Origin of the sequence: Vibrio hepatarius, assembly GCF_043642085.1 — a bacterium.
GTDB classification, from domain to species: Bacteria; Pseudomonadota; Gammaproteobacteria; order Enterobacterales; family Vibrionaceae; genus Vibrio; species Vibrio hepatarius_C.
Window position 1 is genome coordinate 519,668 of record NZ_JBHZSA010000003.1, and the last position, 21,628, is coordinate 541,295.

At 46.1% G+C, this 21,628-nt stretch carries 19 protein-coding genes; 12 read left to right on the forward strand and 7 right to left on the reverse strand.

Going from position 1 to position 21,628, the window contains the following annotated elements; genetic code table 11:
* Positions 1–114 precede the first annotated feature (114 nt).
* The 3 genes from norR (at position 115) to norW (ending at position 4,456) form a co-directional block, all read left to right on the forward strand.
* Positions 115–1,665, forward strand: a complete 1,551-nt coding sequence (norR, locus tag ACHUFZ_RS08525; protein ID WP_394126787.1) for a nitric oxide reductase transcriptional regulator NorR — start codon at positions 115–117, stop codon at positions 1,663–1,665.
* 167 nt (positions 1,666–1,832) lie between these two features.
* Complete coding sequence (gene norV, locus ACHUFZ_RS08530; RefSeq protein ID WP_394126788.1) at positions 1,833–3,317, forward strand: anaerobic nitric oxide reductase flavorubredoxin; 1,485 nt, start codon at positions 1,833–1,835, stop codon at positions 3,315–3,317.
* Positions 3,317–4,456, forward strand: coding sequence for an NADH:flavorubredoxin reductase NorW (norW, locus tag ACHUFZ_RS08535; RefSeq protein WP_394126789.1), 1,140 nt, complete (start codon positions 3,317–3,319; stop codon positions 4,454–4,456). Before norV ends, norW begins: the two co-directional genes overlap by 1 nt.
* Positions 4,457–4,523: 67 nt before the next feature.
* Here norW and ACHUFZ_RS08540 read toward each other — a convergent pair whose 3' ends face one another.
* The 5 genes from ACHUFZ_RS08540 to ACHUFZ_RS08560 form a co-directional block, all read right to left on the reverse strand.
* On the reverse strand, positions 4,524–5,306 hold the full coding sequence (locus tag ACHUFZ_RS08540; protein ID WP_394126790.1) for an AraC family transcriptional regulator: 783 nt from the start codon (positions 5,304–5,306) through the stop codon (positions 4,524–4,526).
* Between the two features lie 22 nt (positions 5,307–5,328).
* Entirely contained in the window at positions 5,329–5,862 is a 534-nt protein-coding gene (locus ACHUFZ_RS08545) for a YbhB/YbcL family Raf kinase inhibitor-like protein (RefSeq protein WP_394126791.1), read from the reverse strand.
* A 310-nt stretch (positions 5,863–6,172) separates the two neighbouring features.
* Positions 6,173–6,751, reverse strand: a complete 579-nt coding sequence (locus tag ACHUFZ_RS08550; RefSeq protein ID WP_394126792.1) for a sugar O-acetyltransferase — start codon at positions 6,749–6,751, stop codon at positions 6,173–6,175.
* Between the two features lie 157 nt (positions 6,752–6,908).
* Positions 6,909–7,772 (reverse strand): MurR/RpiR family transcriptional regulator, encoded by an 864-nt coding sequence (locus ACHUFZ_RS08555; RefSeq protein WP_394126793.1) that lies wholly within the window; start codon positions 7,770–7,772, stop codon positions 6,909–6,911.
* A gap of 110 nt (positions 7,773–7,882) precedes the next feature.
* Positions 7,883–9,154: an amino acid deaminase gene (locus ACHUFZ_RS08560; RefSeq protein WP_394126794.1), complete on the reverse strand. Its 1,272-nt coding sequence runs from the start codon at positions 9,152–9,154 to the stop codon at positions 7,883–7,885.
* A 180-nt stretch (positions 9,155–9,334) separates the two neighbouring features.
* Here ACHUFZ_RS08560 and ACHUFZ_RS08565 point away from each other — a divergent pair, with 180 nt between their 5' ends.
* The 9 genes from ACHUFZ_RS08565 (at position 9,335) to ACHUFZ_RS08605 (ending at position 20,489) form a co-directional block, all read left to right on the forward strand.
* Positions 9,335–10,768: an N-acyl-D-amino-acid deacylase family protein gene (locus tag ACHUFZ_RS08565; RefSeq protein WP_394126795.1), complete on the forward strand. Its 1,434-nt coding sequence runs from the start codon at positions 9,335–9,337 to the stop codon at positions 10,766–10,768.
* A 66-nt stretch (positions 10,769–10,834) separates the two neighbouring features.
* Positions 10,835–11,227 carry a RidA family protein gene (locus ACHUFZ_RS08570; RefSeq protein ID WP_053439282.1) on the forward strand — a complete coding sequence of 131 codons (393 nt, stop codon included), beginning with the start codon at positions 10,835–10,837 and terminating at the stop codon, positions 11,225–11,227.
* 216 nt (positions 11,228–11,443) lie between these two features.
* Positions 11,444–12,964, forward strand: a complete 1,521-nt coding sequence (locus ACHUFZ_RS08575; protein WP_394126796.1) for a sodium:solute symporter family protein — start codon at positions 11,444–11,446, stop codon at positions 12,962–12,964.
* A 59-nt stretch (positions 12,965–13,023) separates the two neighbouring features.
* Positions 13,024–13,965 (forward strand): sugar kinase, encoded by a 942-nt coding sequence (locus tag ACHUFZ_RS08580; RefSeq protein WP_394126797.1) that lies wholly within the window; start codon positions 13,024–13,026, stop codon positions 13,963–13,965.
* 21 nt (positions 13,966–13,986) lie between these two features.
* Positions 13,987–14,616: a bifunctional 4-hydroxy-2-oxoglutarate aldolase/2-dehydro-3-deoxy-phosphogluconate aldolase gene (locus tag ACHUFZ_RS08585; RefSeq protein ID WP_394126798.1), complete on the forward strand. Its 630-nt coding sequence runs from the start codon at positions 13,987–13,989 to the stop codon at positions 14,614–14,616.
* 36 nt (positions 14,617–14,652) lie between these two features.
* Positions 14,653–17,100 carry a beta-N-acetylhexosaminidase gene (locus tag ACHUFZ_RS08590; protein WP_394126799.1) on the forward strand — a complete coding sequence of 816 codons (2,448 nt, stop codon included), beginning with the start codon at positions 14,653–14,655 and terminating at the stop codon, positions 17,098–17,100.
* A gap of 73 nt (positions 17,101–17,173) precedes the next feature.
* Positions 17,174–18,202 (forward strand): lactonase family protein, encoded by a 1,029-nt coding sequence (locus tag ACHUFZ_RS08595; protein ID WP_394126800.1) that lies wholly within the window; start codon positions 17,174–17,176, stop codon positions 18,200–18,202.
* A gap of 12 nt (positions 18,203–18,214) precedes the next feature.
* Complete coding sequence (locus ACHUFZ_RS08600; protein ID WP_394126927.1) at positions 18,215–18,577, forward strand: RidA family protein; 363 nt, start codon at positions 18,215–18,217, stop codon at positions 18,575–18,577.
* A gap of 307 nt (positions 18,578–18,884) precedes the next feature.
* Positions 18,885–20,489: a BCCT family transporter gene (locus ACHUFZ_RS08605; protein WP_394126801.1), complete on the forward strand. Its 1,605-nt coding sequence runs from the start codon at positions 18,885–18,887 to the stop codon at positions 20,487–20,489.
* 78 nt (positions 20,490–20,567) lie between these two features.
* Here ACHUFZ_RS08605 and ACHUFZ_RS08610 read toward each other — a convergent pair whose 3' ends face one another.
* Both ACHUFZ_RS08610 and ACHUFZ_RS08615 read right to left on the reverse strand, forming a co-directional pair.
* Positions 20,568–20,720 carry a hypothetical protein gene (locus ACHUFZ_RS08610; protein WP_167489417.1) on the reverse strand — a complete coding sequence of 51 codons (153 nt, stop codon included), beginning with the start codon at positions 20,718–20,720 and terminating at the stop codon, positions 20,568–20,570.
* A gap of 154 nt (positions 20,721–20,874) precedes the next feature.
* The gene (locus tag ACHUFZ_RS08615; RefSeq protein ID WP_394126802.1) at positions 20,875–21,540 is read right to left on the reverse strand and encodes a DUF1826 domain-containing protein; all 666 of its coding nucleotides are present in this window, start codon (positions 21,538–21,540) and stop codon (positions 20,875–20,877) included.
* Positions 21,541–21,628 lie beyond the last annotated feature (88 nt).

Genomic DNA, 21,628 nt, shown 5'->3' on the forward strand with positions numbered 1-21,628 from the left:
TTCAATTGCTTGTGACAATTCTGATAATTGAAGTTATCATTGGGATAAATTTAAAACTATCCTTGTGATAAATGATTTATCATAGGGATAAAATTATTTTCTGGGACATAAGTTATGGGGCTGTATCAAAATCAATGGCTGCAGGTTGCGCTAGACATTACTTCGGGTATTTCAGAGCAAGATCGCTTTGAACGGCTGCTGGCGACGATTCGAACTATGCTCAAGTGTGATGCTTCTGCGTTACTACTGTATAAAGATCAGAACTTTATTCCCTTAGCAATTAATGGCTTGAGTGAAGATGTACTTGGCCGCCGTTTTGCGATTGAGCAACACCCTAGGTTTGAAGCGATAGCTCGTGCCGGTGACGTCGTTCGCTTCCCTGCCGCGAGTGAACTGGCTGACCCTTATGACGGGTTAATTCCAAACCATGAGGGCAATCTTGAAGTGCATTCTTGTATAGGCCTACCGTTACTTCATGATGAGCGTCTAATTGGTGCGATCACCATTGATGCCTTTGACCCAGAGCAGTTTAATCATATTGATGATACCGATTTACGACTTATCTCAGCGCTTGCCTCTAATAGCTTGCATACCGCATTGCTAATGGAGAAGTTGGAAAAAGGTACAGAGGTCAGCTCGCAAGGTCAGCGTTCAAAACGACTTGTTAGCGATAAGCATGAAATTATCGGCAATTCAGCCAGTATGCTTGAGCTCAAACAGCATATTGAAGCGGTCGCACAAACGGATCTTTCTGTGCTAGTCATGGGAGAAACGGGGGTTGGTAAAGAGCTGGTGGCTCATGGCATTTATCGCCAGTCTCATCGAAATAAAGAACCGTTTGTTTACTTAAACTGCGCGGCTTTGCCTGAGTCGGTGGCAGAGAGTGAGCTGTTTGGTCACGTTAAAGGAGCATTTACGGGGGCGATCAGTAACCGCAAGGGTAAGTTCGAACTAGCCAACAAAGGGACACTGTTTCTTGATGAAGTCGGCGAACTTTCTTTAGCGTTACAAGCCAAGTTACTGCGCGCATTGCAATATGGCGATATTCAGCGTGTCGGCGATGATCGTAACGTTAAAGTGGATGTTCGCATTATCGCGGCAACCAACCGAGTGTTGCATGAAGAGGTCAAAGCAGAGAAGTTTAGGGCCGATCTCTACCACCGTTTGAGTGTCTTCCCAATCTTTGTTCCGCCGCTTCGAGAACGCGAAAAAGATGTCATCTTACTTGCCGGCTTCTTTGCTGAGCGTTGCCAGCATAAGCTTAATGTTGCCAGCATTCAGTTGAGCCGAGCGATTCATCCACTATTGTTGGCCCACCAATGGGAAGGTAATGTTCGCGAGCTTGAACACACCATCAATCGAGCGGCAGTTATCGCCAAAGCTGAAAGTAATCAAGCGCACTTAACGTTAGAACCTCGTCATTTTCAGCTTAATACGGCGGCAGAATCACAGTTAGAAAGTGATACTAAACTTCAGTCTGCATCAGAGCATATTGATAGCCGATACCAAGGTTTGAGCCTTAAAGAGGCGACAGAGCAATTCAAACTTCAGTTCGTTGAAAAGGCGTATCTAGATAACGAGCAAAAACTGTCGGCCACGGCGAAACAGTTGGGAGTTTTCCCTGCGAACTTACACCGATTGCTCAAAAGATTGAATTTAAACTAGTTTATCAAAAAGATAATAATTATCCTGATGATAACTAAATGGGCATTATCATTAGGATAATTCTCTAACTTAACTCTAATTAACTATTTGAATTTTAAGTAATTTAACTTTTGGCATGCCATGTGCTCTTACTAAAGCAGATTTTTTATTTTGTTAAGGTAAGACAAATGACGATTCACGTTAAAAATAATATTCATTGGGTTGGCCAGCGCGATTGGGAAGTGCAAGACTTCCATGGCACCGAATATAAAATGACCAAAGGAACCAGTTACAATAGCTATCTAATACGTGAAGAAAAAACCGTGCTGGTTGATACCGTTGACCACCGCTTTAGCCACCAATTCCTCCAGAATCTAGAAATGGAAATCGATCTAAAAGAGATTGATTTCATTGTTGTTAATCACGCTGAAGAAGATCACTCTGGCGCACTCTCTGTGTTAATGGAAAAAATCCCTAACACGCCTATCTACTGTACAGAAGCCGCGATTGATTCAATTGTGGGTCACCATCATCACCCTGAGTGGAACTTCAAGACCGTTAAAACCGGCGATACGATCGATATTGGTAACGATAAACAACTTATCTTCATTGAAGCGCCGATGCTGCACTGGCCAGATAGCATGATGACTTATCTAACGGGTGATGCAGTGTTGTTTAGCAACGACGCCTTTGGTCAGCATTACTGTGACGAGCATTTATTTAACGATGAAGTGGATCAAAATGAGTTAATGGATCAGTGCCTGCGTTACTACTCAAATATTTTGACGCCATTTAGTGGTTTAGTGACGGCGAAGATCAAAGAAGTGCTCAGTTTTAATGTGCCTGTCGACATGATCGCGACCTCACACGGTATCGTATGGCGTGATAATCCAACTCAAATTATCCATCAGTATCTAGAGTGGGCGGATAATTACCAAGAAGATCGCATCACCATCTTCTACGATTCAATGTCGAATAACACCCGCATGATGGCCGATGCGATTGCACAAGGTATTCACGATGTTGATCCGAAAGTGGCGGTAAAAGTGTTTAACGTCTCTAAACATGATAAGAATGAGATTCTTGCCAATGTCTTCCGCTCAAAAGGTGTATTTGTTGGCTCCTCAACCATGAACAATGTCATGATGCCAAAAGTGGCTGGCATGTTGGAAGAAATCACCGGGCTGCGCTTTAAAGATAAGAAAGCCGCTGCGTTTGGTAGTTATGGTTGGAATGGTGGTGCCGTCGACCGTATTCATGCCCGCCTTACTGATGCTGGCTTTGAAACTGCGGTGAGCTTAAAAACTAAATGGCGACCAGATGGAAAAGCGATGCGTGAGTGCCGTGAGCACGGACGACAACTTGCTAAACAGTGGACGTTAGATAGCGCGAGCCTGATTCCTGCCATCCCGTTGGTAGAGCCTAAGCCTGTTACTAATGAGCAACCAGCAAGCGCGGCACCTATCACAGCGGATGAGCACCCTGCCGATTGCCAGTGCATGATTTGTACTGTGTGTAACTGGATTTACGACCCTGCTATCGGCGAGCCTAATCAAGGCGTTGAGCCTGGCACCGCGTGGGATGATGTGCCTGACTACTTCCTTTGCCCTGACTGTCATTTAGGTAAAGAGGTGTTTGCCGAATACAGCAAAGATAAAACGGAGGCCGCGTAATGACAGCCCCTCTGATTATTATCGGCAGTGGTTTTGCGGCTTATCAGTTAGTTAAGAACTTGCGTCGTAAAAAAAGTGGTCGGCCAATCATGCTATTTACCGCGAATAGTGGCGATGAGTACAACAAGCCCGATTTAAGCCATGTGTTCACCCGCCAGCAAAATGCTGATGATTTGATTTCTCATACAGGAGCAGAGTTTGCTCAGCAGTATCAGGTTGAACTGTTTGCCAACACTCGTGTAGAAGCAATAGATGTTGAGGCTAAGGCGATTACAGCCAATGGTGTTTGCTATCCTTATTCGGCTTTGGTATTGGCAACGGGGGCGACTACCTTTGTACCTAGGTTAGAAGGGGATGCCAGCCAAGAGATCATTACCCTAAATAGCCTTGATGAGTATCGCTGCTCGCAGCAACGCATCGCGCTTGCCAAGCGAGTGCTAATTATGGGCGGTGGTTTAATCGGCACAGAGCTAGCGATGGATCTTGCTGCAAGTGGTAAACAGGTGCAGATACTGGAGCCGGGCACGCAGTTGATGGCAAGTATTCTACCTGACTTCGTCTCAACGTCCTTGGAGAAGCAGCTTCGACAGGAGCAGGTGAGTGTCGAGTGCCGAAGCTATGCAGTGGCGATGAAGTACCTAGACGGCACCATCCAAGTGACTAGCAATAAGGGATTAACCTATCAGGTTGATGGGGTGATCTCGGCTGCTGGGCTACGACCGAACCTGACTTTAGCAAGCCAAGCGGGTTTGCAGGTCAATCAAGGTATCGTGGTGGATAAACAGCTAAAAACATCCGCTGATAGTGTCTATGCGATAGGGGATTGCGCTGAGATTGATGGCAAGGTGATGGCGTATCTGCAACCTATCATTTTGAGCGCTAACACATTGGCGAGCACTTTAATGTCAGAAAGCTCGACGCTGACCATGCCCGCGATGATGATAAAGGTGAAAACGCCAAACTATCCGATTCAGATTGGTGGCGCTCACGATGTGGATTCTCAATGGAAAGTAGAGCTTTCGCCGCAAGGTATTGTGGCTAAAGCGTACGATCAACAACAGCGTTTAACCGGCTTTGTTGTCACTAAAGACAACATCAATCAAGCCTTTCCTTTGCTGCGTGAAGTTCAAACCGCTTAACTAGCGAGAAAATTGCCAAGCCTTTGAGTGCTCAAGGGCTTGGCAAACTGCCGTCAAATACTCACTATTATTGGGCAACCACGGTTTTAATGTAATCACTTGGGGTCAAACCAAACTTTCCTTTAAAACGTTGACTAAAACGCCCTTCAGATTGATAGCCACACAGTTGCGATAGCAGCGCGACGTTTCTATGACCATTTTGCATCAAGTATAAGGCATGATTTAAACGCACTTCCGCCAGTACTTCTCGATATTGGGTGCCTTCTTGTTTGAGTCTTCTTATCAAGGTAGCGCGGCTCATAGCAAAGCGCTCGGCAACGGCCTCTAATGGGTGTTCTTCTCCGGGCGAGTAGGCGAGATAACGGCTAACTTTCTGACTGAAGGCCGCGTTTGAGTTAGCAAAAAGATGGTGCAATACCCCGTGCTCGGCTAACTGTTGATAGAGACCTTGCACCCAGTAAGATTGCGTCTCTTTGCTCATGCTTTGTTGATCGAATGAGAACAGCGCATTGAGTGTGTCCTGCATTGCTTTATCGCTGGCCAGTAGTGGACTTAGCGCTTCACTCTCATTGTTTCTGCTTAACTCAAGCATCGCATCACTCGGTGTGTAGTGAAAGCTGTACACGCGGGAAAGAAACCGTCCTTTTTGTGGCAGGTTTTCGAAGCTCAATGATGCTGAAGCCTCGCAAAGTAGCAGCTCTGATTGGGAAAGATCCAACGCTGAATCTTTCCAAAAAAGACGTTTGCTGCCAGTAATTATCTGAATAATACTCGGGGAATGAATCCTCACATTTCTGAGCTTTTGCAGTTGCTCAGCGCGAAATATCGTCACTTGGTATGGATGAGTCATCAGTTCCCCTTTGTGATTCAATTTAACGGGTATACGTCGCGGTTAGTTTGGCTTTGTCTAGCGCCATGCTGTTCAATGTAAAGCCTACTACTGCAGCTGGCGTATCTTTAGTGAGTTCGAGTTTGTCAGTCGGCAACGCCCACACAGTAAATTGGTAACGGTGCATACCATCGGCTTCAGGAGGACAAGCGCCACCAAAGCCAACGCTGCCGTAGTCAATACGTGACTCGGTAGCACCCAGTTTACTCATATCCACACTACGTGGTAGTTCACTGACGTTAGCCGGAATATTGAACGCAACCCAGTGCCAGAAGCCGCTGCCAGTTGGCGCATCAGGGTCATAAGCTGTGATGGCAAAACTCTTGGTCCCTGCAGGAGCATCTTTCCACATCAGTTGTGGAGACTGGTTGCCGCCATCACAGCCCCAGCTATTGTATTCAAACGTCTTAGCCATAGGGTGGCCTTCTTGAATATCGTTACTGGTAAGTTCAAATGCGTGTGCAGAGCCAACGGCTAATAAGCTAAGTGCCAATACTGATTTAGTGATTACTTGCATAGTGGTGATCCTTTTGTAAGTTCAGAATCAGTGTACGCCTAACATTAAATGATAGTATTACAGTAAGTATCTCATAGTGATTATTATTAGTTAATATTGATACTTTTGGTTTCGTGTGAGTTTCATGGGGTGAAAAAAATCCCCATGAACATATCTGTCATGGGGACAAGGTAAGTGTATAAAGTGAAAGCCTCTATGGGGATAGAACTTTCACAACGTTGTTACAATAAATGCTCTGCGGTGATGAGTAAAAGGCATGCTTGATCTAAGTAATATTGTGATGCCTAGTTTTGAGTCAGGTGCTCTATTGTTACTCAATATTAGGTGTTAAGTCGTTTTCTCGATTTTCCAGCTTACGAATCAACTTCGCTGGCGTACCGCCGTAAAGGCAATCTGGCGGGACATCACTGTTGACCACTGAATTAGCGGCAATGACTGAGCGAGCGCCAATCGTGACGCCTTGATTGATGACGCTATTACCGCCGATCCAAACATCGTCTTCGATGGTGATAGGTAGACAGTAGGTTTCCCACTTTCGGCGACTTAAATGATCAAGCGAGTGTGATGCCGTATAGAGTTGCACGCTTGGTCCAATAAGAACGTTGTTACCAATGGTGATGGGTGCGCCGTCAAGCATAACCACATTCATGTTGATGAAGGTATCACTGCCTATAGAAATGGTTTTGCCAAACTCACAATGAAAAGGCTGTCGAATAAGACTATTTCCAACCTGTCCAAACAGTTGTACTTGGAGTTCAGCTCTTTGGTTTTCATCTACGCAGGTATTGAATTGTTGCAAAGTGCGAGTAGCTGCAGTGCGAATCGAGTCAATCTCTTGCGCTGCGCCATCAAATATTTGGCCAGACATCATTTTTTCTAGTTCATTCATGGGCGAGTTTTGCTTTAGAAGTAATTGCCTCAATATACGCCGAATAGGGCAAAGAAAAAGAGAAAAACTAAGTCGCGATTACTTCCTCTTTATTACAGCGGTAGATAGGGATACGAAAACGCCAACAGAGAGAGTTGGCGTTAGGATAATGCGAGGGTTAATCACCAAGCGGTTGGCGGTCTAAGCCACCACGGTAGGAGTCGAGTGCCAATTTAAGACGACGTAGCTTATCGCGTGAGCGGCGTTTGTGGTTTACTGCTAGTGCCATAGAGAGCACGTCAACCAGCGCCAGCATCGCGTAACGCGAAGCAGAAGGTTTGTAGATAAAGTCGGTTTCTTGGTGCTCAATCGGCAGAGTTAAATCGGCGATGTCTGAGAGTGGGGTCGATTTAGGAGTAATTGCAATCACTTTCACTCCATACTCTTTGGCAAGCTCAGCGGTTTCAACAATCGTTGGTGTATAGCCTGTCGCGGAGAGCATAACTAACACGTCGTTACTGTCAGCGGTCGAGGCCACCATACGCGACATGAGACCGTCGTTGTAAGACACCACAGCATAGCCAAGACGGAATAAACGATGCTGCATCTCTTGTGAAGCAATGGTAGAGCCGCCGCCCATACCGATGGAGATAACCTGTCTTGCACCGTGCAGCCACTCTACCGCTGTTTCAATGTCGGCTTCATTAACCAGATTACGGTTGATATCTAGCGATTGTTTGATCGATTCATAGATTCCTTGGTAACCGCTTTGATCGGGTGGCTCAAGAATAAAACGCTGACCAACTGTTAGAGTTTGAGCAAGCTTGATTTTCATATCACGAACATTTTTACAGCCTACCGCTTTGGCAAACCGGGTAATGGTCGCTTCACTCACTTCCGCGCTTTCTGCTAGTTCGGTAATGCTGGCGTTCGCGGCGGTTTCTATATCGTCCATGATCAATTTGGCGACTTTCTTTTCCGCATCTCGTAGTGCGCTGAATCGCTCGGTAATCCGCGAAATAATATCGACTTCTAAACTCACGTATTTTCCTATTCTTTTTGCTGGTGGCGAATAACCAAGGCGAGGTTATGCGCCACCAAAACTTTGCTGATTAGTATACCCAAAAAGCAGGGTGACTAAAGCGAACTGGGTTAGAAACGAGTCTCTACCCAATGCGTGACCTTATATTCGTCGTCACAAATCGCAATTGAGCGCCATTTGTCGATGGTTAGGCATGGGTGTGAGGTAGAAAAGGCGATAATGTCACCGACATTCAGTTCGCTATCAGCGTCAATTTCAATAAAGGCATGTTGGTCCATTACCGCCGTTGTCACTGCTTTACCTACTTCGATTGACTGACCATCTCGATAGGCTCTTTCTGGGATCGGAAGTCCAGCATCAAAAGCGACATCACGTTTGCCCAACCCTGCAACAATCTTATTCGGCTCTGGACGTGAAATCACATGAGCCCAAACCTCCAATGAAGATTGTAGGTCGCCGCCGAGATCACACGCTACGCCTTGGTTCTTTTTCGCGCGAGTAATGACTTTGTTTTGCGCTTCGAGATAGATACCTGTGTCATGGATAGCGTAACAGCCTGGGCGGATGATTGCCTCAACATCATCTAGATTGGCTAAGCACTCTGACACTACGTCGTACCAAGCTGAGCCCGCACCAGTGACGATTGGCTTGTGTTTGATTAATTGATCATTTTGTAACGATCGCGCCATGGTGAGTGATTGAGTCAAGAAGGCGCGAATGGTTTGTTCTGCATTCTCGCCACTGATTACGCCCTCATAGACTTCGATGCCGCGTAGTGACAGATAATCATGTTGAGCAATTGTGTGAGCCAGTTCAGCCACTTGGTTTTCATTACGGCATCCACAGCGGCCACCTTCAACGCCAAACTCAATCAATAGATTCAGCGTTACTTTACGCTGAGCAAAAAAGGCACCCAGAGCATTAACGTTGAGCTTGGAATCGACGCTGATGTAAATCTCAACGTTTTGTTGCTCAATTAGGTTAGCAAGGATCGCCATGTTGGCTTTGCCCACCACTTGGTTAGCAATAATGATCTGTTTTGCACCAACCATAGCCGCCACTTGAGCTTGTGCCGCTGTTGCAACGGTGATTCCCCAAGCTCCGTGCTCTAACTGTTGACGGAAGAAGTCTGGCGTCATGGTGGTTTTGCCATGCGGGCAGAGCTTTACCTTGTGCTGCGCTGCAAAACGCTGCATCCAATCGAGATTGTTCTTCAAGCGTGATTGCTGAATCACAGCCGCCGGTAAGCTGATCTCATCATCAATTAAGCTGAAGGTATCACCCGTAGCAGACTGAAAAGGTTGAGATTTTTCTCCAATACCCGGTAGGCAGATGTGATCTGTGTGATAGTTTTTATCACGATTTGTGTGTTGATTTGTCATCGCAAGCTCACTTCTAACATGATCTAAGTGTTTGATTTTTAGTGTTTGTTGCTATCTACATTAATATTAATGTTAGAAACTATCAAACAAATCTGTATTTTTTGTGTGTTTTATCACTGTTATTACTGTGGGGATTATTAATATTGAACTCATGCAAACGAGAGACGAAAAAGGTTAACAATGTTGTTCGATACCATTATCAAAAGTGTAGAAGTCTTTGACGGTACCGGCGCCCAGTCATACATGGCTGATATCGCGATTCGTCATGATCGAATTGAACAAATTGGCCAGCTAGGTGAAGAGCAAGCCAAGCGCATTATTGATGGCCAAGGGCTCGCTATCGCGCCTGGGTTTATTGATGTTCATACTCATGATGATACCAATGTGATTCGTTTTCCTGAGTGTCTACCAAAGATCAGCCAAGGTGTGACGACAGTGATTGTCGGTAACTGTGGCATTAGTGCAAGCCCAGTTGTGCTCGCAGGTGACCCGCCTGATCCAATGAACCTATTAGGTAGCCAGAAAGATTTTAAATACCCAACTTTTGCTACTTATGCCAAAGCGGTAGAAGCAGCAAAGCCAGCTGTGAATGTGGCAGCGTTAGTCGGCCATACTGCACTGCGTAACAACGTGATGGATGATCTGCAGCGCACGGCGACCGATGAAGAGATTGCTCAGATGCGCGCTGCGCTCGATCAAGCAATGTCAGAAGGCGCATTGGGTTTAAGCTCCGGCTTAGCCTACGCCAGTGCCAAGCAAGCCAACGCCGATGAGGTGATGCGCTTAGCACAGATTCTTGGTCAACACGGTGGTATTTACACCACTCATATGCGTACCGAATTTGAAGAAATCATCTCGGCGATGGAAGAAGCGTTTGAAACCGGTCAGTTCGCCAAAGTACCAGTGGTTATTTCCCACCTTAAGTGTGCTGGAGCAGGTAACTGGGGACGCACCGTTGAAGTATTGGATGTGATGGACAAGGTGTCTAAGCATCAAGATGTGTCATGTGACTGCTACCCATATTCAGCAAGCTCTTCAACCCTCGATCTTAAGCAAGTGACGGAAGATTTCGACATCTTCATCACGTGGTCTGAATCTCACCCAGAGCATGCAGGTAAGGTGCTTAAGCAAATCGCTCAAGAGATGGATTTACCGATCATGGAAGCGGCTAAAGCGCTGCAACCAGCCGGTGCGGTTTATCACTGCATGGATGAAAACGATGTTAAGCGCGTACTGAAGTACAAGCTGACCATGGTTGGCTCTGATGGCCTACCTAATGATCCGCATCCGCATCCGCGCTTATGGGGCACCTTCCCGAAAGTGTTGGGCCACTATTGCCGAGAAGAAAAACTGTTCCCGCTGGCAGAAGCGATCCACAAAATGACGGGTATGTCGGCGAAACGATACAACCTGCAAGGTCGTGGTGAAATACGCGTTGGGGCATTTGCAGACTTAGTTTTATTTAATCCAAATACAATTAAAGATACCGCAACTTTTGAAAATCCTATTTCAATGGCAAAAGGTATTGAATCTGTATTTGTAAATGGCGAGTTGTCTTATTTTGAAGGCAATGTTAGCGAAAATAGAAATGGTACGTTTATTTATAGAAGATAAACAATTTCTAAAACAAATATCAAATATTACTTATATTAATTAAATTTTTAAATACTGGAGAAGAATATGTCTATTAAGCGTTATGGTGTAGAAGGTGGAACAGGTACTGGCGGTCAACATCTTCCATTTGCTCGTGCAACGGAAGCGGGTGGTTTCCTATATGTATCTGGCCAAACGCCAATGACGGACGGTGAGGTGGTTGAAGGTGGTATCGTTGATCAATCTCGCTTAGCGATTCAAAACTGCGTCGACATCATGGAAGAAGCAGGCTACACACTAGCAGACGTTGTGCACGTAAAGGTAGTGCTGACGGACTCTCGTTACTTCCAATCGTTCAATAAAGTATTTAAAGAGTTCTTCGGCGAGCACCCACCTGCACGTATCTGTATGGTTTGTGATCTTGTGGTCGATGTGAAAGTTGAAGTTGATGTGACTTGCTACCGTGAAGATCGTAGATAAACATCACAAATAATTAGTATCAAGTGTCGGGGTATTTCTTATCCCTGTTAGAATTATCTCGGCGCTTCCTCTCCTACAATAATAAAATAAACAACAGCGCTATAAATGGTTAGTTAAATATATATTTTATTTCTAACTGTTTATATAGGAATAAGGTTTAATTGCAGCTGTTGTAATAAATCGAAATTAATACGGATTTTTCCCAAGAGGTGTTCGATGAATAGCACACTGTTTCTTACTGGCTTTGGCGTATATGTCCTGTTTTTAATCTGGCTTGGTTGGTTCGTTTCTCGTAACCAAAAATCAGGTGAAGATTTTCTATTAGGCGGTCGTGGCCTTCCTCTGTTTCTTGTTTTAGGTACCACAGTTGCAACCATGGTTGGCACGGGCTCAAGTATGGGCGCGGTTGGCTTTGGTTACGCCAATGGTTGGGCTGGTGCACTTTATGGCATCGGTGGTGCCATCGGTATTTTGTTACTCGCGCTATGGTTTGCGCCAGTACGTAAACTCAACTTCATGACGATGAGTGAAGAGCTCGCTTACTATGTGGGTGCAAATCGCATCGTTAAAAACGTCGTTGGCTTACTCATTTTCATCGCTTCTATTGGTTGGTTAGGCGCGCACATCCTTGGTGGTGGGATGTACCTAGCGTGGATTGCCGATATTGAGCTCAGCACAGCGAAAATGGTGATTGCAGCAGCATTTACTATCTACGTGGTTATTGGTGGTTACACTGCGGTTGTTTGGACTGATACCATTCAGGCAATCATCTTGTTCGTTGGTTTCATCCTAATGGCAGTGCTGTCAGTGCAGCACATTGGTGGCCTAGATAACCTATACGACGCAATGGACCCAGCTGCAACAAGCTTCCTTGCGATTGAGAAACTTGGTCTTCTACCTGCAATTTCACTAGCGGTAGTGATTGGTGTCGGCGTACTGGCTACTCCATCATTCCGTCAGCGCATCTACTCAGGTAAAGATGTCTCTACGATTCGTCGTTCATTTGTTGGCTCAGGTATTCTGTACCTATTCTTCTCAATCATCCCTGCGATCATTGGTATGGCAGCCCATGCAATTGACCCAACGCTAGATAACCCTAACTTCTCATTCCCATACATTGCGGCGACAGTGCTACCAGTAGGTGTTGGCCTAATCGTACTTATCGCGGGTCTTTCTGCGACCATGTCGAGCGCGAGTTCTGATGCGATTGCCGGTGTATCGATTCTACTGCGTGACGTATACGTGATGTTCACAGGTCGTGTGCCAAACAAAGAGTCGATGCTGAACTACTCTCGTCTTGCTCTTGTGGTTGTGATTGGCTTTGCACTGCTGTTCGCTCTAACGTCGAACGATATCATCAGCTACATCACTAAGATGATCTCGACGGTTATGTCAGGCATGTTTGTGTGCGGAATGCTAGGTCGCTTCTGGAAACGTTACAACTGGCAAGGTGCGTTGGCGACGCTAGCAGGTGCATCAATCGCATCATTCACTGTAATGCTAAGCGCTGACCTAACAGCCTTCTGGGGCAACCCTGTTATCCCATCATGTCTGTTTGCTCTGACACTCGGTGTAGTAGTGAGCTTGCTGACTCCGGCAAACCAAGTAACACCAGAGATGGCACGCGCAATTCTTGATGACGAACGCGCTCTGATGGAGATGGAATTATCAGACAAAGGTCAGATAGAACAAGATCCTTCTCTTGAAAATCGTAAAGCCGCACAAAGCGCATCATAGTTAGACACTCAAACTAGGTGGCTCAATGAGCCACCTTATCTGACAAGGTTAGCCTCGCAATGACACATCCTCTTCATATCGCATTCTTTGGTGAGTGCATGATCGAACTTAGCGGCCTTCCTCTCAAAAAAGGGTTTGGCGGCGACACACTTAACACCGCACTGTATTTATCCCGCTTAACTGAAAACACCCCCGTTTCTGTTTCTTATGCGACAGGGTTAGGCGAGGATTCTCTTTCTCAGCAGCTTATCTCCGCTTGGCAACAAGAAGGCATTGACTCCGCGTTGGTTCAACAATATCGCGACAAGCTACCGGGTTTGTACATGGTTGAAACGGACGAGCAAGGTGAACGCAGCTTTATGTACTGGCGAGATAGTGCCGCCGTGAAAAGCTATTTCTCTGGCAGTGAGTTGAGCAAGCTGGAGCGTGCGATGGCTCAAGGTGAGCTCCATTCTGTTTATCTCAGTGGCATCAGCCTAGCGATTCTTGATGATGAAAGTAAGACACGGCTTATTGAGGCGTTAACGGTGTTTTCACAGGCGGGTGGCCAAGTCATTTTTGACAACAACTTCCGCCCACAGCTGTGGAATACCCAACAAGCGCAGCATTGGTATAGCCAACTGCTGCCTATCGTCGATATTGCGCTGATCACGGAAGATGATGATCAGCTTGTATGGGGAACCGACGAAAGCGTTGAGCAGCGCAGTACCCGTTTCGGTTGCAAAGAGACAGTCATTAAACGTGGTTGTGAACCGTGCAAAGTGATTTGGCAACAAGAGCGCGAGTTTGAGTATGCCTACGTTAGCGCTGAGCGTGTCGCAAATGTGGTCGATACTTGCGCGGCGGGTGACTCTTTTGCCGCTGGTTACTTAGCGGCTCGCTTAAATGGTCAAACTCCAGCTGAGTCAGCGATATTAGGCCACCAACTGGCATCAACAGTAATTCAATATTCAGGCGCAATCATTCCTAAATCGGCAATGGCGCACCTCACTCTTTCTTAAATTTTTTGATTGGTAAAAACAATGACAAACGAAATGATCAATAAACTAAAGCAGTTCAAAGTAATTCCAGTAATTCAAATCAACAAAGTTGAGCACGCTATCCCATTGGCGAAAGTGCTGGTCGATAACGGCCTACCTGTTGCTGAAGTGACCTTCCGCACTGAAGCGGCGGCTGCATCGATTAAGGCGATGAGCGATGCTTACCCTGAAATGTGTGTCGGCGCCGGTACTGTGCTAAATGCTGAGCAAGTGGATCAAGCTAAGGCCGCTGGCTCTGAGTTTGTGGTTGCGCCAGGTCTTAACCCAAATACCGTGCGTTACTGCCAAGAAATCGGTATGCCAATCGTACCTGGGGTGAATAACCCAAGTCAGGTTGAGCAAGCGCTAGAGCTGGGTCTTAACTTCCTGAAATTCTTCCCGGCTGAAGCGTCTGGCGGTGTACCAATGGTTAAGTCATTACTCGCTCCTTACGTAAATGTTTCTCTAATGCCAACTGGTGGTATTGGTAAAGGTAACGTTAATGACTACCTAGCGATTGACCGCGTGGTTTGTTGCGGTGGTACGTGGATGGTTGCGCCAAGTCTGATTGAAAACGAGCAGTGGGATGAGATTGGCCGCTTAGTGCGTGAAGCTGTCGAGCTAGTCGCATAACAGAGTTCAAAAGTTAAAAATTAAAGGAATACTCGTATGAAAAGAACGACTCTAACTCTATTGATTTCTGGACTACTGAGCACTAACGCGATGGCTATGGCTCCGAATACTGACCTTAACCTTATGCCTTACCCACAAGACGTGGAGTTAGGTTCAGGCACTGTCAGCATCGACAAAGAATTTAGTATTTTTATCAAAGGCTACGATTCAGACCGAGTGCAATTCAATGCGAAACGCACCATGGAACGTTTGTACCGTCAGACAGGCCTGCCAATGCTCCACTGGCAGGCCGAGTCTGAAAAAGAAGCCACCTTGGTGATTGATATTCGCAAAGGGCCAAAAGATGAAGTGCAGAATCTTGATAGCGATGAGTCTTACCAGCTTGAAGTGACTAACGGCCAAGTTCGTATTTCATCAGAGCGTCCATACGGAGCATTCCACGGCTTAGAGACTTTCTTACAGTTGGTGACCACTGACGCGAATGGTTATTCTGTACCCGTGGTGTCGATTGAAGATGAGCCTCGCTTTAAATGGCGTGGTGTTTCTTATGATACTTCACGTCACTTCATCGAACTTGATGTCATTTTACGCCAATTGGATGCGATGGCATCGGCGAAAATGAACATGTTCCACTGGCATATCTGGGATGACCAAGGTATCCGTATTCAGCTTGATAACTATACCAAGCTATGGCAAGAGACGGCTGACGGTGATTACTACACCAAAGATGAAATTCGCTATGTGGTCAACTATGCACGCAATCTAGGTATTCGTGTTATCCCTGAGATTTCATTGCCGGGGCACGCTTCAGCAGTTGCTCATGCATACCCTGAACTCATGTCGGGAATGGGCGAGCAATCTTATCCGCAGCAGCGTGGATGGGGTGTCTTTGAGCCATTAATGGATCCAACCAACCCTGAGCTCTACACCATGTTAGCAAGCGTATTTGACGAGGTAGTAGAGCTGTTCCCTGACGAGTATTTCCACATCGGCGGTGATGAGCCGAACTACAAGCAATGGAAAGAGAATCCAAAGATTCAACAGTTCATCGCTGACAACAATCTAGATGGTGAACGCGGCCTACAATCTTACCTCAACACTAAAGTAGAGCAGATGCTGGAAGAGCGCGGTAAGAAGATGTCTGGTTGGGATGAAATTTGGCATAAAGACCTACCTAAGTCGATCGTTATTCAAAGTTGGCGAGGTCACGACAGCATTGGCCGTGCAGCAAAAGAGGGCTACCAGGGTGTGCTTTCAACGGGTTATTACTTAGACCAAGCGCAACCGACCAGCTACCACTACCGCAACGACCCCATGCCAACTGGTATTACGGTCGATGACAAGCTGCACAGCGGTGAAAAGTTTGAAACTTATGATTGGGTTAAACCACGTAATAAGGGCGGCCCACGCAAAGGCAACTTGACCATTATTGAAGCAAAAGATGGCACATTCCGCGCTTTTACTGACTACAACGGTAAGTCGCGTGAAGAAGTGCATATCTTAGAGTATGTGCCGGGTGTGAAATTCCGCGGTCACTTCGATAACTTCATGTCGTACACCGAATTCAACTATGAGTTTGCGGGTGGCAAGCTAAAAGAGGGCAGTTATCAGATCATTGGTAACGTTCGCTGGCCAGCCACGGGTGAGCTTATTGCTGGAAGTGCGATCGAAGGTAGCGTTATCCCAGAGCCAAACGGCGGTTACCCTGCAGAGCTAAAAGGTGACGAAAAAGATCTGATCTTGGGTGGTGAAATCACGATTTGGGGTGAGAACTTAGACTCAATGACGATTGAGCAACGTCTATGGCCGCGCAGCTATGCGATTGCAGAGCGTTTATGGTCAAGCCAAGAGCTAACCGATGAGCGCAGCATGTACCAACGTATGAATGTGATGGACACTTGGTCTGAGATCTCATTGGGTCTGCGTCACCATACGGATGCGACCATGATGCTAAAACGTCTGGCAAATGGTGCGGATGTGACGCCACTGCAGACACTCGCCAAGTACATTGAGCCTGCTCAGTACTATGCGCGTCATTGGGAGAAGTGGATTTCAACACCAAACAAAGGTGATTTGTACAACCAGTACGAGCGTTTGAACCGATTTGCTGATGCGCTACCCGTTGAAAGCTTAGCAGTTTACGAAATGAATGACCTAGTGTCTGAGTATGCCAAAGGTGATAAAGCGGCGTTGGCTAAGCTGGCGCTGCATTACCAAACCGCAGCTTTAGCAGCGAAGCAAGCGGAACCTATTTTTGCCAATAATGTGGCCTCGGTTGACACGGTCAAAGTCGCGCAGGCAACGGTTAAAGTGGCAGAGTTAGCCAATACCTTGATTGATCTTGCTAACAAGGGCGAGTCAGTCAGGGCGGCGGATGCGGCTGAATATCAGCGCGTCATTGATGAGAACGCTATCATTCTCGACGAAACCATTGTCGCGATAGTGAAACCAACTGAGAACCTACTCCACACTTTAGTTAAATAGCGTTGAAACTGATTGCCGCCAGCTGTTGCTGGCGGCATTGTGTTTACAAAGATATTTGATTGGGAACATCGCTATGCAAGCAAGTGGTCACTTACGCTTTCTCGTAGGTACATACACAGACTTACCGAGCCAAAGTAGAGGAATCGCTCAGGTTGGGTTAAATCAACAAACAGGCGAGCTGATTCGCTTTGATGACTACTATCCTCTTCGCAACCCTTCCTACCTTATTCAATCTCAGCAACAGACCTATAGCTTTAGTGAAGTGGCGCAACAAGATGGTGCTCAACTGGTTTGTTTGGATGGGCAACATACTCACGCTCTGCCTATTGCCGGTGACTATCCATGTCATTTGGCTATCTCTGCTGACAAAAAGTACCTTGCTGTTGCCAACTATGGCTCAGGTAATGTGAGGATTTACTTGCTCGATAGCCAAGGTATTCCTTTACGCTCAGTGGCCGACTTGTTTGAAGAGGGACAAGGACCAAACCGAGATCGTCAGCAGTCACCTCATGCACACCAAGTGGTGTTTCAACAAACTGAGCCAGTGCTCGTCAGTGTGGACTTAGGCAGTGATGCGATTCGTTTTTATCAGATAGAAAATGGCACGTTTACTCTTGCACAACAACTGGCAATGCCGGCAGGTTGTGGTCCGAGACATTTGGTATTTAATCGCGCTGAAGACAAGGCGTATGTGGTGTGTGAGTTAAGTGAAACTCTTGTAGTATTGCGCAAAACTGAACAAGGTTGGCAAGTGCAGCAACAACTGGATTTACTTCCGGATGCTGACAAAGGCGAGGCCGCAGCAGCGATAAAATTGTCTGATGATGAGCGTTTCGTTTACGTTTCTTGTCGCCATCAAAATGCGGTGAGCTGCTTTGATGTATCAGGCAGTGAAGTTACATGGCTTAGCATGACCGACGCTGGTGGCTTGTTTCCAAGAGACTTTACCATTACCTCTTGCGGCGAGTGGCTGATTGTAGCGAACCAACACTCTAATAATCTCGTCAGCTATCGCCGTAACGAAATCACCGGCAGTCTGGAAGCGAGTGGTTATCAATGCCAAATAGATGCGCCAGTTTGTCTAGTAGAACAACATAATTAATTGAGAACAATGATGACACTTCACCGTATCAACCCAACCAAACGTTGGTCAGATGTGACTATTTTTAACGGTATGGCTAATTTTGTCGAGGTCGCTGAAGCGGACACCTCCGCCGATATCAAAGGCCAAGTACAACAAATCTTTGATCAGGCAGAACAAATGTTGGCTCTGGTTGATAGCGATAAAACACGTATTCTATCAGTGACGATTTATTTAACTGACTTCGCGAACTTCGATGCGCTCAACGAAATATGGGATGAATGGTTTGAGCAAGGTACTGCCCCAAGCCGCGCTTGCGTCAAAGTAGAACTTGCGGATCCAAACCTATTGGTTGAGATGGCATTTGTCGCAGCGGCAGGTGAAAAGTACCAATAATCAGCGGAATTGAGCAATTTTTGCAAAAATTTAATGAAGTTGCTAAATCGCTTATAGACCAGATAGTTATGTCCCGAAAGGGGTACTAGTACTGGTTTCTCGAGGGCGTACACGCGCCGTTCGGGCAAAAAATAATCAACTCTGTGTTAGTATAGCGTACCGGGGATGAGCAATAGAGCCAAAAATGCCTTATTGGAAAGGGTGTTTTTCATCAGCATGATGCGAGCTTTTTGTTGCTTATCAAACTTTAACTAACATGGAGTTGGTCTTTATATCCGTTGAGTCGGATATGTAAACCTCATGATATATGAGCTTTAAATCAAAAAAATACAGTATTGAATCTACAGACTATCAAGTCGGTCAGGATAACGTTAGTAAGTGGGGTATGGATGTCCACAACACGGTTTTCACTGCTTCTGTCGGCTTATCTCTTCTCTTCATCATCTCGTTACTGCTACTCTCTCCAGCAGATGCAAAAGCGGCCATCGATTCGGTAAAAGGTGCCGTTCTTTCTTACTTTGACTTCCTATTTATGTGGGGAGCAAACATCCTACTTGTGTTCGCCATTGTTATCGCTCTTTCTCCATTCGGTAAAGTCCGTTTAGGAGGTGAAGGTGCAACCGCGGATTACTCGACGATTTCGTGGATTACCATGCTGTTTGCTGCGGGTATGGGTATTGGTCTTATTTTCTGGGGTGTTGCGGAACCGACCGCCTTCTACACCGGTTGGTACGGCACACCACTGAATGTGGAATCGCACACGCTAGAAGCTCGTGAGCTCGCGTTAGGTGCAGCGACTTTCCACTGGGGCTTCCACGCTTGGGCCATTTATGGTGTGACGGCACTTTGTTTAGCGTACTTTGTTTACAACAAAGGTCTGCCGCTTTCTATGCGTTCAGTATTTTACCCGCTACTTGGTGACAAAGTTTGGGGTAAAATCGGTGATTTCATTGATATCATGACGGTACTGGTGACTCTGTTTGGCTTAGCGACATCGCTAGGTTTAGGTGGTACACAAGCAGCCAGCGGTATCAGCCATGTGTTTGGCTTAGATAATAGCTTGCTGCTGCAACAATCGATTATTGTATTGATTATGGGTCTGGCGATCCTATCAGTACTGCGAGGCATGGACGGCGGTGTTAAGCTGCTGAGTAACCTCAATATGGCGATTGCTTTCATCTTCCTTGGACTGATGGCTGTTTTGAACTTCACGACGGTACTCGATTCTATGAAAACATCGGTCGTAAGCTATGTGGAAAACATTTTGCCACTGAGCCAAACCTCAGGCCGCGAAGACGAAACCTTCTTACATGGTTGGACAGTGTTCTACTGGGCTTGGTGGGTCGCTTATGCGCCGTTCTTTGGTATGTTCGTAGCACGCATCTCTAAAGGCCGTACGGTTCGCGAGTTCCTAGCTTACGTTCTGATCATCCCAACACTAGTGACCACCGCTTGGATGTCGACCTTTGGTGGTATCGCGATCCAGCAAATGATCGACAAAGTCGGTTTACTTGGCGCTCAGCAGCAATTGAGTAATGTCTCTCTCAGTTTGTTCTACATGCTAGAAGCTTACCCAGTAGGCAATATTTTATCGATTATTGCTGTGGTACTGATTATTGTCTTCTTCGTTACGACGCTGGATTCTGGCTCGATTGTTATTGATAGCATGACGGCAGGCGGCAAGTTAGAAGTGCCAATGAAGCAGAAAATTGTTTGGGCGATTATTTCAGGTTTGATTGCGATCGTGATGCTGTGGATTGGTGGTACTGAGTCGATTCAAGCGCTGCAATCGATCACCATCATTGCGGCTATGCCGTTTACGATTATCTTGCTGCTGGGCTGTGTTAGTTTGGTGAAGGGTTTGTTTACTGAAGTGGATAAGCCGAAAGAGGCAGTAAAACTGTCTCGCTAAACAATTGAATAAATAAGTAAAAATGCAAAGCCCCGACAACAGCGATGTTGTCGGGGCTTTTTTTGACTGTTTGGGCGATTACGCTTTCTTCAGGTCTTGTGCTGGGTAAGTTAGCATCATGCCGTCTACAGTAACACGAACGTAGTAACCGCCGCTGCTTAGACCAACAACAACCATCTGACCTAAATCAACGCCTTTACTTGCTACAACTACATCATCAATTGCAAACATGGGAACACCTTGAAGTTAATTATTCGATTATAAAAAATCTCTCGGCGCGGATTAAAACAGCAATGATGCAATTGGACTAATCGAGTATTTTATCGTGATGATTAAATTCTTTTCGTCCAATCGGTTATTTCTCCCACTTTTGAAAGTGTAGGTGTTAAGCGAAATCGAGTGTGAGTAATAGCCTTGGTTCATTGGTCTCAGCGATTGGTGAGCGATGAACTAAACCTGTCTCTTCATTTCCCTCCCATCGAGTCCCTTTGAGTAGCGCGACATCACCACTTTCGAGCTGCTTTATATCTGATGATCTTTGATACAAACCTGACGCTTCATCTGAAAGTCCATTACTCCCTTTGCCAAGTTTTGAGCGGCTTACCGCTTCGTTTGGCAGCCACTGGGTCGCTATGCCTTGGTAAGTGGTGACCAATCGACAGGGCACATGATCAACATGAAATCGAGGGCACATTGCGCCGTTTAGTGTCGCGAGTCTAAGCCCAGCATGTTCAAGATCGAATAAGCAACAAAACATATCAACCAGTTCAGCGATGTTTTCAAGTAGCGCTTTAGGCACTTGTCCATCTAATGCAAAGTCGAGTGACTCATAGGCGTTTTCAGGTGACAGGTTGAGTGACTTGCTTAGGCTCGGGTGACTTTCAATAAACTGAGTGATATCGCTTTGGGTCGCTTGGTCAAAGCGACGTTGCCAGACAGCGATGTTAATTCCATCTTGGTAGATATCGGTCAGTACGCTTGGGTTGTCACTGATACTAAAGCAAGCTTGATTGCCTATCTCGACGTCAAAGGATTCTGCTAGAGCTGTCATGTGTAACCTCCGGTGTTAGGTGTGTATCTGGATGTGTTTATGCGACATGCAAACCATTTTATTGAAATGTTATAACATAGCAATTGGT

Coding starts and splice junctions, on each gene's coding strand:
- ACHUFZ_RS08580 (WP_394126797.1), top strand. CDS start 13,024: ATGACACATCCTCTTCATATCGCATTCTTTGGTGAGTGCATGATCGAA.
- ACHUFZ_RS08565 (WP_394126795.1), top strand. CDS start 9,335: ATGTTGTTCGATACCATTATCAAAAGTGTAGAAGTCTTTGACGGTACC.
- ACHUFZ_RS08585 (WP_394126798.1), top strand. CDS start 13,987: ATGACAAACGAAATGATCAATAAACTAAAGCAGTTCAAAGTAATTCCA.
- ACHUFZ_RS08600 (WP_394126927.1), top strand. CDS start 18,215: ATGACACTTCACCGTATCAACCCAACCAAACGTTGGTCAGATGTGACT.
- ACHUFZ_RS08590 (WP_394126799.1), top strand. CDS start 14,653: ATGAAAAGAACGACTCTAACTCTATTGATTTCTGGACTACTGAGCACT.
- ACHUFZ_RS08550 (WP_394126792.1), bottom strand. CDS start 6,751: ATGAATGAACTAGAAAAAATGATGTCTGGCCAAATATTTGATGGCGCA.
- ACHUFZ_RS08570 (WP_053439282.1), top strand. CDS start 10,835: ATGTCTATTAAGCGTTATGGTGTAGAAGGTGGAACAGGTACTGGCGGT.
- norV (WP_394126788.1), top strand. CDS start 1,833: ATGACGATTCACGTTAAAAATAATATTCATTGGGTTGGCCAGCGCGAT.
- ACHUFZ_RS08540 (WP_394126790.1), bottom strand. CDS start 5,306: ATGACTCATCCATACCAAGTGACGATATTTCGCGCTGAGCAACTGCAA.
- ACHUFZ_RS08545 (WP_394126791.1), bottom strand. CDS start 5,862: ATGCAAGTAATCACTAAATCAGTATTGGCACTTAGCTTATTAGCCGTT.
- ACHUFZ_RS08615 (WP_394126802.1), bottom strand. CDS start 21,540: ATGACAGCTCTAGCAGAATCCTTTGACGTCGAGATAGGCAATCAAGCT.
- ACHUFZ_RS08610 (WP_167489417.1), bottom strand. CDS start 20,720: ATGTTTGCAATTGATGATGTAGTTGTAGCAAGTAAAGGCGTTGATTTA.
- ACHUFZ_RS08595 (WP_394126800.1), top strand. CDS start 17,174: ATGCAAGCAAGTGGTCACTTACGCTTTCTCGTAGGTACATACACAGAC.
- ACHUFZ_RS08560 (WP_394126794.1), bottom strand. CDS start 9,154: ATGACAAATCAACACACAAATCGTGATAAAAACTATCACACAGATCAC.
- ACHUFZ_RS08605 (WP_394126801.1), top strand. CDS start 18,885: ATGAGCTTTAAATCAAAAAAATACAGTATTGAATCTACAGACTATCAA.
- norW (WP_394126789.1), top strand. CDS start 3,317: ATGACAGCCCCTCTGATTATTATCGGCAGTGGTTTTGCGGCTTATCAG.
- ACHUFZ_RS08575 (WP_394126796.1), top strand. CDS start 11,444: ATGAATAGCACACTGTTTCTTACTGGCTTTGGCGTATATGTCCTGTTT.
- norR (WP_394126787.1), top strand. CDS start 115: ATGGGGCTGTATCAAAATCAATGGCTGCAGGTTGCGCTAGACATTACT.